The organism is Cellulosilyticum sp. I15G10I2 (assembly GCF_900095725.1).
Taxonomy (GTDB): Bacteria; Bacillota; Clostridia; order Lachnospirales; family Cellulosilyticaceae; genus FMMP01.
Genome location: NZ_FMMP01000025.1, coordinates 78,539 through 90,534, shown reverse-complemented (window position 1 = coordinate 90,534; position 11,996 = coordinate 78,539). Strand labels below are relative to the sequence as shown.

Sequence of the window (11,996 nt, the reverse complement as noted above, 5' to 3'; positions counted from 1 at the left end):
TTTTGAGGTCTGAACTGATTGAGTTGCTACCCACCAATCTAGAACATACCTTCCAGCTTCATTAAAAGTTATTACTCCAGTTAACGCATTATAGCTAATATTTCCTGCCGAATACACAGTTGTATCGAATATAACATTTCCTCCCGATACCACGGTTCCAGCAGCCAGACGTTCTACTTGCAAAGCTATATTACTCATTCTAATCCCCCTTGTCATTATACATAAAACAGTTATTACAAAACCCAATATTCTCCTCAAATATTTATAGGTTATGCAGCTTACTATAATCGAATATCTTATTGCTTTATCTTATGTTTTTATGCAAAAGAATGTACCAAAAAAAGATTAACCCATACACCTTTATCGATATATAATCTAATCTGCAAATAAATTAAATACTACTTCAATATTTCCATCTACAATCAAACCCATTTGTGATTAGAGCTGCTTGAGTCGCTACCCACCAATCTAGAGCATACCTTCCAGCTTCATTAAAAGTTACTACTCCAGTTAACGAATTATCGCTAATATTATCTGGCGTGTAAACTATGGCATCAAAAATAACATTTCCTCCTGTTGCTATACTACCAGCAGCTAAACGCTATACTTGCAAGGTTATATCACTCATCCTAATCCCCCTACGTTATAATTAAAATATGCAGTATAAAAACAGTACTAAATGGTATTACAGCCCTTGATAAACATTCCTCCTACTTTGTATTTTCATATACAAAATGTGTCCTTTCAAAAAAGGCTAACTTGTATACTTTTAATAGTATACAAGTTAGCTTTTATCATTTAGGTAAAAATTTCCAAGCTAAATTACTCTATTGTGATACCCGCACTTGCATATCCAGCAACAGCATTAACCCGTGACAAACCAGCTGCGGTTTCAGAAAACACTAATAGCAAACGTGTATCCTCTGTAACAGGTATTGCTAATCCAGAAGGATACCATTTCTTATAGCTCCTAGGACAACTACACCTGTAAGAGCAGGTGCTAAAATTACTGCCGTTTCTGCTATTGGTGCAAATATGTTATTGGGTATAGTAGATTCAAATAATTGTGCTGTAATAGTTATTATTGATCCAATCAACGCTAATGCTACCGTTGTACTAAAGTATGCAGCTATTGAAGTTATCGTTCCATCACGCTGAACTAAAAAAGCTAAGTTAGTTAATAAACCTGGGCCTCCTGTAAGATCTATGGTTGCTCCAAGTCAGTAAGGCTTACCCCTTAAGAACCCAAACCTATAAACATCAGTGTTCCTACAAGCCCTCCGTCAATGGTAGTTATCGCTACTGGAAGACCTGAAGCAAATGGTCTAATCTCACCTGCTCCTGTTGGTCCTCCTATATCATCCTGTATCACTACAAGCGTCGCCTTTATTGGTACTATACTAGAACAAACAATATTACCAGTACTAGCCTTGACCAACGACACTGCAATAGGGGCTGCTACTACATCAATAATCCCTCCCCCTACAACTTCCCCTGTTCTAATTGGTGCACTACCTTCTAGCAAATCTCCCTGAGAGGACGATAAAGCAAATACTACTCCATTTGTAGTTGTAGCCGCTTGAGTTGCTACCCACTAATTAATAACATATCTTCCTGCCTCATTAAAAGTTTTACTCTTATTAAAGTATTATAACTAATAGTTCCAGCTGAATAAATGACTGCATCAAAGATTACATTTGCTCCTGCACTCACATTACCATTTGAAAAATGTTAAATTAATAAGGCTACATTGCTCATTATCTCCCTCCTATTATAATAGATATCTTAGCTTAAAGTGTTATTTCACTTATAACAATACTAGCCTGTGGGATTCCTGTAACCAAAGCAACGTCTCCTCCAGTCGTATTTATAAGTTGCACAATTGCTGGCGTAACACCTACTGTTATTAATGCAATTCCTGATATTTGACCAGTTGGAACAGCAGTCACTCCTGTTATACCAACTCCATCTAGATCTAAATCAAACCTTACTGTAGCAGGTCCACTTGTACCATCTATTGCAACCCACCATGATACATAGTAATTACCTTCCGCACTTATGGTAAACTCCCCTGTTCCGACATTATATGATATATTAGGGCTTTGATTATTCAATATATTATTAAAAATCACAGTATCTGTGTCAGGAATTATTCCGGCCGATGAATTATCAAGTTGTGTTTGAATGCCTCTTAATTCAGTTACTCCTCCTGTTGGCCCTGTGTCTCCCGTTGGGCCTGTATCTCCTGTTGGCCCTGTATCTCCCGTTGGGCCTGTATCTCCTGTTGGCCCTGTATCTCCTGTTGGGCCTGTTGGACCTGTGTCACCCGTTGGTCTGTATCTCCTGTTGGGCCTGTTGGACCTGTGTCACCCGTTGGTCCCGTGTCTCCTGTTGGGCCGGTATCCCCTGTTGGGCCAGTTTCTCCAGTAGGTCCGTGTCTCCTGTGTCTCCCGTTGGGCCTGTATCTCCTGTATCTCCTGTGTCTCCTGTTGGACCTGTATCTCCGGTACCTCCCGTTGGGCCTGTGTCTCCGGTGTCTCCCGTTGGACCGGTACCTCCTGTTGGTCCTGTTGGGCCGGTTTCCCCTGGGACAATATCATCTTGTATGACTACTAATGTTGCTTTAACAGGTAGTGTTGTGGGAAAAAAAACAGTTCCTGCTCCTATATAACTTAATGTAGCTGTAACTGGGGCTGCAGCTACATCAATAATACTTACTCCTACAACTTCTCCTGTTTTTATGGGGGAGTTTCCCTCTAAAACATCCCCTTGTGAAGAATTAATTGCAAAAACAACCCCCGTTGCGCCCTGAACTGATTGAGTTGCTACCCACCAATCTAGAACATACCTTCCAGCTTCATTAAAAGTTATTACTCCAGTTAACGCATTATAGCTAATATTTCCTGCCGAATACACAGTTGTATCGAATATAACATTTCCTCCCGATACCACGGTTCCAGCAGCCAGACGTTCTACTTGCAAAGCTATATTACTCATTCTAATCCCCCTTGTCATTATACATAAAACAGTTATTACAAAACCCAATATTCTCTTCAAATATTTGTAGGTTATGTAGCTTACTATAATCGAATATCTTATTGCTTTATCTTATGTTTTTATGCAAATGAATGTACCAAAAAAAGACTAGCTCATACACCTTTATCGATATATAATCTAATCTGCAAATAAATTAAATACTACTTCAATATCTCCACCTATAATCAAACCCATTTGTGCCTAGAGCTGCTTGAGTCGCTACCCACCAATCTAGAACATACCTTCCAGCTTCATTAAAATTAATACTCCATCTAAAGTACGCTTCCCGCTATTAATATAGAGTCTACTAGCAAACTTACTATATTTTATCTTTAGTATATTACTGATATTTAAAACGAGTATTTTGGGTTCTTTAAATTTACTCCCTATTTTTTATCTTATGGTGTTACTTCAGTAATAACTATATTAGCTTGAACAGGTGTATTTCCGTACCCCACTGTCGCTCCAGTATTATTTACAAGTTCAATAGTTGCTGGAACTGCTGCTACTGTTACTAATGCACTGCCTGTTACCTGCCCTGCAACTATTGGTGATGATCCTAGTATTCCTGGGCCGCCATCTACCGATATACCAAAGCTTACAGTTGTGGCTACGCCGGCACCATCTGCAGCAACCCACCAATTTACATAGTAATTGCCTGTTGCGCTAATTGTAAATACTCCTGTAATCAAACTATAAGTTATATTTGCACTTTGATCATTTGTTACTGTATCAAAAATAACATTGTCTCCATCATCAACTATCCCTAAAGGAGAAGCACTTAATTGAGCTTGAATACCGCTTAATTGAACTGCAGGTCCGGTATCTCCCGTTGGGCCCGTTGGGCCTGTTGCTCCCGTTGGTCCTGTATCCCCAGTTGGCCCTATTAATCCTTGTAGACCCGTTGGGCCTGTTGCTCCCGTTGGTCCTGTTGATCCTGTTGATCCTGTTTGTCCTGTTGGCCCCGTTGGTCCCGTATCTCCTGTTGGTCCTATATAATAGCAGCAACTATCATAATAACATTCATCATAATGACAATTATCATGATTACAATTATCATAGTATCCATTATTGTAATGATTAGATCCATGTCCACCGCCACAATATTTGCTATCTTGTCTGCCCCAACTATCTGGTCTGTTCCAATATTCATTACTTTCCATATTAAAATCGCCTCCTAATCTATGATAGATATAGATTCTTACAAATAATGCTATATCTTTTGCTTTACTACTATAATATGCGTCTCTAAATAATATGTACCAAGCAAATAATCTTATATTGTAGATATATCTCTATTTTTGGTTTCTTTATTTAATCCTAAAAAATAACTGTTACCCCAAATAGCACGGTAATCTAGTGCTATTTGGGGTAACAATTCTAAGAGTCATTTTTATTTATTATTTTCTGAACTTTCCGATATATTATTACATCGTGTATAATTAAGCATCCCAATCTTATCTATGACCGTTACGTGAAACTTATAAAACTCTATAACATCATTATAAAAGCTTACGTTTACTTCCTCATTCAACGCATCCGATCTTGGTAAACCTAATATCGTTTGATGTAATGATCCAGAGGCTTAAATTCCCGTGTAACTTACGGTACACAAATATCATAAATCGTTTATGTGCTTTATGATACTTTATATCTTGATAAATTAATACTTGCATTTTTATCCCTATCTATAACAGCTCCGCAACCTTCACATCTAAATCCTCTTTCAGATAGTGAGAGTTTAGTTTTCATATAGCCACACGCTGAACAAGTTTTTGATGAGGGATCCCACTTATCTGCTTCTACAAATTCAATCCCATATTTAATGCTCTTATAGTGAAGCATCGTTTTGAACTCAAAAAACCCTTGATGCGCTATAGATTTTGATAAATGCTTGTTTTTCATCATTCCCTTAACACTCAGGCTTTCCATAACTATCCTTGATGGCTTGATTTTCACAATCTCGGTAGTTACTTTATGCCTGTAATCGGTTCTGATATAATCAAGACGTTTGTGCAGCTTTCTAATTCTTTTTTCCAGTTTTTAATATTGCTTGTTTTAACGTAACTCCTCCCTTCCTTATTCTTTTCATATTTATTCGATACTTTATGCTCTAATCTACACAGTTTCTTTTCTAGTCTTCTGATTCTTTTACTCTTATTAATACTTTTGTAGGGTTTATCACTATTTGAGCATATTGCTAAATCTTTTATACCTATATCAATACCTATGCTTTCACCTGCCTGGTTGACCTCTTCTTGCTTAGCCTCAATATCTACCGATACATACCAATGTAATCCGTCAAACTTCACTCTTGGATTAGTATATTTTACGTCTTCGGGTATCCTATCTTTTTCTGAAAGCCTCAGCCAGCCTATCTTTTCAAGCCTTACCTTACCCTCTTTAAATTTTATTTTCTCTGTGTCTTGATAGAATTCAGGTAGACTTTTCTTTCTGCTCTTAAATTTCGGCCTATCTGACAGCTTCTTGAAAAATTTATAATAAGCATCACAAGCATCTTTAATGGCTTAATGATTATATTATTGCTATAATCATTAAGCCATTTTAATTCATCTGTCTTTTTTAAAAGGGTTAATTCTTTTCTTAAATCTCCATCTTTAATAAAAATGCTACCCTTTTTATAGTTTTCTTCCTGTCTCCTCAGCGTCCAGTTATACGCCCATCTTGCTGCACCTGAACTTTGAAACAACTTTGACATTTGCTTATTATTGGGTTCAAGTCTATCCTTCAGAGCTATTATCATCTTCTAGTAACTCCTTGATCATTTTATTAGCTTTATTAGCTCTTTTCCCTTGTAGTTTATAACCGTACACTGTTATAATTTGAATTAAATCATGGGCTAGTTCTTGTTCTTCAGTTTTCTCAGTATTGTCAATAATGTCAATAGTTGTGCCATATTTGTGACATAGGTTTTCTATTAATTCGTATCCAAACCTTAACAATCTATCTTTGTACAAAACAACTATTTTTTCAACCTCTGAAGCAATTACCTTATCAATCAACTCGTTTAATCCCTTTTTATTATAATTAATACCACTTCCTATATCTGTGACAACCTCAAAAGAATACCCTATCGCTATCATGTAAGTTTTTACATTTTCTACTTGTCTTTCAAGCTCATCTTTTTGATTATTACTTGATACTCTGCAATAGCCGATAACTTTTCTTTTAACTACTGTTTCGCCTTTAAACCCCAAATAACATTGAAGCTGTTGCTGAGAATAATACCTGTAACCGCTTTTACCTGTATGACTGGGTTTTAGCTTTCCTACTTTGTCCCAATTTCTTAGCGTTTGCTGCGTTACTCCGATTAATTTTGCAAACGCTCCTATTGCATAATATTTCATATGAAAAAAGTCGAGTAGACTCAAACTCGACTCCCTCCTCTCATTTATGAGAGTAGGGTCTTGTTAAGCCCCTCATAGAACCGTACGTGCGGTTTTCCCGCATACGGCTGTTCATATATAACTTCAAATTAATACCAAGTATTCACACACTCTGGGTGGCTTAAAACCTACTGCATCCCATATTCTTATGAAGTCCTTAAACTTTATTGGGTTCTTCTTCCCGCGTCTTCTCAGCACTCTATAGAAGGTATAACTTACATAGCTAAAGAAATTCTGTATTGACCTGAAATTTCCATTAACACCATAGTAATTGACGTGCCCGTTTAGTATTAGCTTTAGAGTTTCAAGTGTCTGCCATATCGGCTTATGCATTCTCTCTACAAGCCATTTCTTTGCACTTTGCTTCTTAAGCTTTAGTTTCCTCTTGCTCGTTCGTATATGGACGCGGTAGTTTCCAACTATGAGATCTCCCAGGTACATGTAATACATCTTTCTTGCTCGCCAAGCTCTATTGACCCCGTCAACATCTCCACGACCTCATCATTGCGGTCATTTCTTTCTGCCTGCTACATTGAGGACTGTATCGGCTGTTGCATTTTTATAATAACGAGGCTGAATCACTTCACGCTTTCACATTTCGACACTCAAGCTCCTTTGTCTACGCTTAAACCTAATGTCACCACTTCGGCTCCAAGACTAAGTACCGGCTATTGGTTAGACTTTACCGAGTTAGGACCTTCACCTAACTATGTCTTACACGCCGAACTGGCGCACCCTCAAGTTTAATATACCCCCTAACTATATAATCTAATCAGTGTTTTATATGCTTTTATAAATGTATTTTAACTGTAGTGTCCCTCTCTTTTTATCAGAATGCAGCATCCTATTAGAAATATTTTTCTTCCCATCTACTTCCTGTAAATTCTTATGATTATTGTATATAGATTTCACTGCTCCTATATGTTCTTCACTTTATAGACAGACTTTAAGGTTCTGATGCCATCTATGTGTTAAGCAAATAGCCCCACGAGCATAACGCCCGCAGTGCTATATTTAGATTTCTTCTATTTCTCTCTATGCGATTTGCATAATAACAAGGTGTGCCGAAACAGGCCTTGTGCCTCCAGCGAGAGGTGTAATGGTAAGTGCCGCTGCATTTCCAGCAGGATTTCTTACAGTTAGTACCGAACTGACGGACGTAGTAGTTACAAGCGCCATTCCTACAATTTGCGAAGTACCCGTTGCTCTCCCCACTACAGTATAAGCTAGATCAGCGCCATCAAGCGTTAAAATCAGTTGACCTGCTTCGGTCACACTCACCTGAAACAAGACTTGATAAGTGCCAATTTCAGCTAAGTTAAATGTACTAGCCGTAAGACGGGCAATAGCCGCCCCGCTAATAGGTCCATCTTGCGGAAAGCTTACATCTGTACCTGGAGCAACTGTTGCTGCGTTATCAGGAGGCATCAATGCATAGAAATCTGCAAAAGCTAGTACGCCGCCTTCTGGACCTGTGGGTCCTGTTGCGCCTGTGTCTCCTGTCGGACCTGTGTCTCCCGTTGGACCTGTGAATCCTATTGCGCCTGTATCTCCCGTTGGACCTGTGAATCCTGTTGGGCCTGTGTCTCCCGTTGCTCCTATTAATCCTTGTGGTCCTGTTGGCCCTGTGTCTCCCGTTGCTCCTATTAATCCTTGTGGTCCTGTTGGCCCTGTGTCTCCCGTTGCTCCTATTAATCCTTGTGGTCCTGTTGGCCCTGTGCCTCCTGTTGCGCCGGTTGCTCCTATTAATCCTTGTGGCCCTGTGGCTCCCGTTGCTCCCGTTGCTCCTGTTGTTCCTATTAATCCTTGTGGCCCTGTCGGCCCGGTGTCTCCTGTTGGCCCTCCTGGTGTACCTGCTGGGCCAGTACTCCCCGTCGGACCTGTGGGGCCTGTAAATCCTGCTGGTCCCGTAAACCCTGTGGAACCTGTGGGGCCTGTAAATCCTGTTGGTCCCGTAAACCCTGTGGGACCTGTGGGGCCTGTAAATCCTGTTGCTCCTTTTGGACCTCTTGGGCCTATGCAACAGATACATTCATCATGATAACAATTATTGTCGCAACAATTATCACAACAATACCTATCATCCCAACAATCGTTATATTCGTCTTCATGCCGAGGAACATAGTAGGTCTTATCTGCTCTGCCCCAGTATGCATCGTTATCTCTCATCCTTTAATTTCCCTCCTTAGGCTATTTTTAGCATTATTTCTACTATATATAATATGTGTATATATAATATATGTGTATATAGAATATGTATCAGTCAGATAATATGAAATATTGTCATTTTACATCAATTTATAAAATGTCTTTTTATATTATATGTTTTAATATGTGTTTAATCTTTATAAATAGCACATACTATAATACATGTTATTGCTATACTAATACTAATTCTATTTGAATACATTAGGAGAGTGATTTTAACTTGACTACTCAATTACTCATACAAATTACTATTTTAATTATTTTACTTGGCTTCTCTGCTTTCTTTTCAGCATCTGAAACGGCTCTTATGTCTATTAGTAAAATCGATGTGCGCCATATGGTAGAACAAGATATCAAAGGCGCCAAGTTATTAAGCAGACTGCTTGAAGATCCTAATAAAATGCTTGGCGCTATACTAGTAGGCAATAACCTCGTTAATATCGCAGCTTCTTCTTTGGCGACTGTTATCGCAATAGATTTATTTAAAGATACGGCCTCAGGTCTTGGCATTGGTATTGCTACAGGTGTTATGACATTACTCATACTTGTTTTTGGTGAGATCACACCTAAATCTTTATCAAATGCACATGCTCATGAAGTCGCTATTCTTGTTTCAAAACCTATTTTACTGCTTGTATTTTTAACGAATCCTATTGTTAAAATTTTAATGGGTACTACTCATTTTATTATTAAGCTATTTGGTGGCAATGCAGATGAGAGCAAACCTTTTATTACTGCAGATGAACTACGCACCATCGTTACGGTAAGCCATGAAGAGGGCGTGCTTGAAGATGAAGAAAAGAAAATGATTTACAATGTATTTGACTTTGGTGATTCCTATGCCAAGGACGTGATGATTCCTCGTACGGATATGATTGCAATAAATATAAATGATACATATGAGGATATATTAAACTTATATAAAGAGGAACACTTTTCTCGTATGCCTGTTTATGAGGAAAGTCAAGATAATATTATTGGTATACTTTATATCAAGGACCTTATTATCCAATCATTTGATCCTAATCATTTTAAAGTAAACGCTTTCCTAAGAGAAGTTTACTTCGTACATGAATATAAACGTATCGATGAACTCTTTAAAGAGATGCGTGCCCAAAAAATTGGTATAGCCATTGTCCTTGATGAATATGGCGGTACTTCTGGCCTTGTTACAATGGAAGATTTAATTGAAGAAATAGTGGGAGATATCGATGATGAATATGACATCACCGAAGATGATATTATCCAAATAGATGACGGAGAATATTTAGTTGATGCTACTTGCAGAATATCTGAAGTCAATGAATACTTAAGTTTAGACATTACCTCACAGGAATTTGACTCTATCGGAGGGTTTATTATCGGTCTATTAGATAGATTTCCTACTGAAGGAGAGCAGGTTATCTATCAGACGACTACTTTTATTGTAGAAGAAACTTCTAATAATCGTATCAATAAGCTTAGAATCTTTTTAAAAAAAGAAAATAATTAAAAGTATCTTTTGGTTAGTATGTGTTCCTAAAATATAGAGATGTGAAATCTATATTCATAAAAAAACAAATAAATAAAAGCAAGAGGCGTATAGGTTCCATTTCATAGTAACCTATACGCCTCTTGCTTTTATTTTGTATTTTCTTCTGTTTTACTGCTAAGCTCTCTTTTTCTCTTGGTCATAAGACCACCTATTCTTCCGGTTTCTTTAGCGGATAAGCTTTTCCAGCCACCTTGCTGGACTTGATCCAAAAGTCCTAATTCTTCAGCTATTTCTAGTTTCATTTTTTCATGTTCAGATAAAGCATCAAATAGCTTTTCTTTATTTTTAGATTCATTTGTTTTCATATGCTCTCCTTTTTCTAAATGGGATTTACTAGAGTATGTATCTATAAAACATATTTTATACACTAGGCCTTCACTTTTAGAAAAATTTTAATAATTTGAATTTTATACCAAAAATATAAAATGTTATATTGACACTTAAATCTTTTAATGATATAATATTAATCAATCTAATATAGTATCCATGTAGAGGCGCGGTAGTTATGAGTATGCATTTTGATTCTTGCAAGAGAACAGGATAAATGTAGAAAGGAAATATCGCCGAAGGATAAATAACTTGCATTATTTATTTCTGGTTGTATCGTTAACAGCTATACAACTGTCACTCTTTATTGTAAAATAAGAGTGGAGTGCTACTTTATCATTTTATCATTCTTATAGGAATGATACTTATAATGATTTTCGTAGCCAGCCTCTAAGTGCTGGTTTTTTTATTTATATTTTTTATTAAATCTTTAAAATCGAATACGTTTAAACTCAAGTTGCACTTATTATATGCCATGAATATTATGGTATAGACACTTATAACTACTAACTGCAAACTTAGTTTAAATGACTAAGTAAGTTATTATAATGAAACTCTAACGGAAGGATTGATATTATGACAATTTTTGAAGGAGCAGGCGTTGCTATTGTTACACCGTTTTATGAGAATGGAGATATTAACTTTGGTAAATTGGAAGAACTTATAGATTTTCAACTTCAAAACAGTACCGATGCTATCATTATCTGCGGTACAACTGGCGAGGCATCTACGATGTCTGATGACGAACATCTTGAATGTATTAAAGTGGCAGTAGACAGAGTTAAAGGGAGAGTGCCCGTTGTAGCCGGCACTGGGAGTAATGATACAAGACATGGTATTGAACTTACAAAAAGAGCTAAGACTCTAGGTGCAGATGCTTCTCTTCAAGTAACACCTTATTACAATAAGGCTACTCAAAAAGGCCTTATAGAACACTTTACGGCTATTGCAAAGGCTTCTAATCTACCTATGATCTTATACAGCGTACCTAGTCGTACTGGTGTAAATATCACTCCTAATACTGCTTATGAACTTTCAAAATATGATTTTGTAATAGGCCTTAAGGAAGCAACAGGTAACATCGCTCAAGTTGCTCAAATAGCTGCTAAATGCGGCGACAATCTTCCTCTTTATTCTGGAAACGACGATCAAATCATTCCTATACTTTCACTTGGCGGCAAAGGTGTAATCTCAGTATTATCAAACATTGCACCAAAGCAAACCCATGATATTGTAAAATTATATTTAGGCGGTCAAACAAAAGAAGCTCTTAAGCTGCAGCTTGACCTCGTTCCTTTAATAGAAGCTTTGTTTTGTGAAGTTAACCCAATTCCTGTTAAAGAGGCACTTAACCTTATGGGCTTTAATGTAGGCCCATGCAGATTACCTCTTTCAAGTATGGAAGAAAATAATATCGCTCAGTTAAAACAAGCGCTTGTTAATGCAAAGCTATTAGTTTAAACCTCGGGCAGAAAGGATGATGC

General features: G+C 37.3%; 14 protein-coding genes and 1 riboswitch. Of the genes, 2 read left to right on the top strand and 12 right to left on the bottom strand.

From position 1 onward, the window contains the following. From BN3326_RS18850 to BN3326_RS22620, 11 genes are all read right to left on the bottom strand, one after another. The coding region (locus BN3326_RS18850) for a hypothetical protein (protein WP_330389787.1) at positions 1-198 on the bottom strand (198 nt) is incomplete at its 3' end. Positions 199-938: 740 nt separating this feature from the next. Beyond that, positions 939-1,097 (bottom strand): hypothetical protein, encoded by a 159-nt coding sequence (locus BN3326_RS22730; protein ID WP_330389786.1) that lies wholly within the window; start codon positions 1,095-1,097, stop codon positions 939-941. A 140-nt stretch (positions 1,098-1,237) separates the two neighbouring features. Next, on the bottom strand, positions 1,238-1,525 hold the full coding sequence (locus BN3326_RS22725) for a hypothetical protein (protein WP_330389785.1): 288 nt from the start codon (positions 1,523-1,525) through the stop codon (positions 1,238-1,240). Between the two features lie 265 nt (positions 1,526-1,790). Further along, positions 1,791-2,114 carry a hypothetical protein gene (locus tag BN3326_RS22140; protein ID WP_171903868.1) on the bottom strand — a complete coding sequence of 108 codons (324 nt, stop codon included), beginning with the start codon at positions 2,112-2,114 and terminating at the stop codon, positions 1,791-1,793. A gap of 208 nt (positions 2,115-2,322) precedes the next feature. After that, the gene (locus tag BN3326_RS22630; RefSeq protein WP_070000803.1) at positions 2,323-2,997 is read right to left on the bottom strand and encodes a hypothetical protein; all 675 of its coding nucleotides are present in this window, start codon (positions 2,995-2,997) and stop codon (positions 2,323-2,325) included. Positions 2,998-3,434: 437 nt separating this feature from the next. Beyond that, positions 3,435-4,199: a collagen-like protein gene (locus tag BN3326_RS22625; protein WP_083258956.1), complete on the bottom strand. Its 765-nt coding sequence runs from the start codon at positions 4,197-4,199 to the stop codon at positions 3,435-3,437. A 475-nt stretch (positions 4,200-4,674) separates the two neighbouring features. Continuing rightward, positions 4,675-5,034, bottom strand: coding sequence for an RNA-guided endonuclease InsQ/TnpB family protein (locus BN3326_RS22720; RefSeq protein ID WP_330389788.1), 360 nt, complete (start codon positions 5,032-5,034; stop codon positions 4,675-4,677). Next, complete coding sequence (locus BN3326_RS22715; RefSeq protein ID WP_330389784.1) at positions 5,007-5,348, bottom strand: transposase; 342 nt, start codon at positions 5,346-5,348, stop codon at positions 5,007-5,009. Before BN3326_RS22715 ends, BN3326_RS22720 begins: the two co-directional genes overlap by 28 nt. Positions 5,349-5,446: 98 nt before the next feature. Then, on the bottom strand, positions 5,447-5,800 hold the full coding sequence (locus BN3326_RS22710) for a helix-turn-helix domain-containing protein (protein WP_330389783.1): 354 nt from the start codon (positions 5,798-5,800) through the stop codon (positions 5,447-5,449). Continuing rightward, a complete protein-coding gene (locus BN3326_RS18820; protein ID WP_070000802.1) occupies positions 5,778-6,404 on the bottom strand; it encodes an IS607 family transposase in 627 nt (208 codons plus the stop codon). Before BN3326_RS18820 ends, BN3326_RS22710 begins: the two co-directional genes overlap by 23 nt. A 1,074-nt stretch (positions 6,405-7,478) precedes the next feature. Then, positions 7,479-8,612, bottom strand: a complete 1,134-nt coding sequence (locus BN3326_RS22620) for a collagen-like protein (RefSeq protein ID WP_083258954.1) — start codon at positions 8,610-8,612, stop codon at positions 7,479-7,481. A gap of 259 nt (positions 8,613-8,871) precedes the next feature. Here BN3326_RS22620 and BN3326_RS18805 point away from each other — a divergent pair, with 259 nt between their 5' ends. Next, on the top strand, positions 8,872-10,143 hold the full coding sequence (locus BN3326_RS18805; RefSeq protein WP_070000800.1) for a hemolysin family protein: 1,272 nt from the start codon (positions 8,872-8,874) through the stop codon (positions 10,141-10,143). A 128-nt stretch (positions 10,144-10,271) separates the two neighbouring features. Here BN3326_RS18805 and BN3326_RS18800 read toward each other — a convergent pair whose 3' ends face one another. After that, positions 10,272-10,490, bottom strand: coding sequence for an alpha/beta-type small acid-soluble spore protein (locus BN3326_RS18800; RefSeq protein WP_070000799.1), 219 nt, complete (start codon positions 10,488-10,490; stop codon positions 10,272-10,274). A 176-nt stretch (positions 10,491-10,666) separates the two neighbouring features. Next, positions 10,667-10,851: riboswitch (Lysine riboswitch) on the top strand. Between the two features lie 237 nt (positions 10,852-11,088). On the opposite strand from BN3326_RS18800, the gene dapA reads away from it, so the two are divergent. Beyond that, entirely contained in the window at positions 11,089-11,973 is an 885-nt protein-coding gene (gene dapA, locus BN3326_RS18795) for a 4-hydroxy-tetrahydrodipicolinate synthase (protein ID WP_070000798.1), read from the top strand. Positions 11,974-11,996 lie beyond the last annotated feature (23 nt).

What these genes read in the sequence shown, in the direction of transcription:
- BN3326_RS18820 (WP_070000802.1), bottom strand. Translation starts at nt 6,404, where the DNA reads ATGAAATATTATGCAATAGGAGCGTTTGCAAAATTAATCGGAGTAACG.
- BN3326_RS22710 (WP_330389783.1), bottom strand. Translation starts at nt 5,800, where the DNA reads ATGATAATAGCTCTGAAGGATAGACTTGAACCCAATAATAAGCAAATG.
- BN3326_RS18800 (WP_070000799.1), bottom strand. Translation starts at nt 10,490, where the DNA reads ATGAAAACAAATGAATCTAAAAATAAAGAAAAGCTATTTGATGCTTTA.
- dapA (WP_070000798.1), top strand. Translation starts at nt 11,089, where the DNA reads ATGACAATTTTTGAAGGAGCAGGCGTTGCTATTGTTACACCGTTTTAT.
- BN3326_RS22625 (WP_083258956.1), bottom strand. Translation starts at nt 4,199, where the DNA reads ATGGAAAGTAATGAATATTGGAACAGACCAGATAGTTGGGGCAGACAA.
- BN3326_RS22630 (WP_070000803.1), bottom strand. Translation starts at nt 2,997, where the DNA reads ATGAGTAATATAGCTTTGCAAGTAGAACGTCTGGCTGCTGGAACCGTG.
- BN3326_RS22620 (WP_083258954.1), bottom strand. Translation starts at nt 8,612, where the DNA reads ATGAGAGATAACGATGCATACTGGGGCAGAGCAGATAAGACCTACTAT.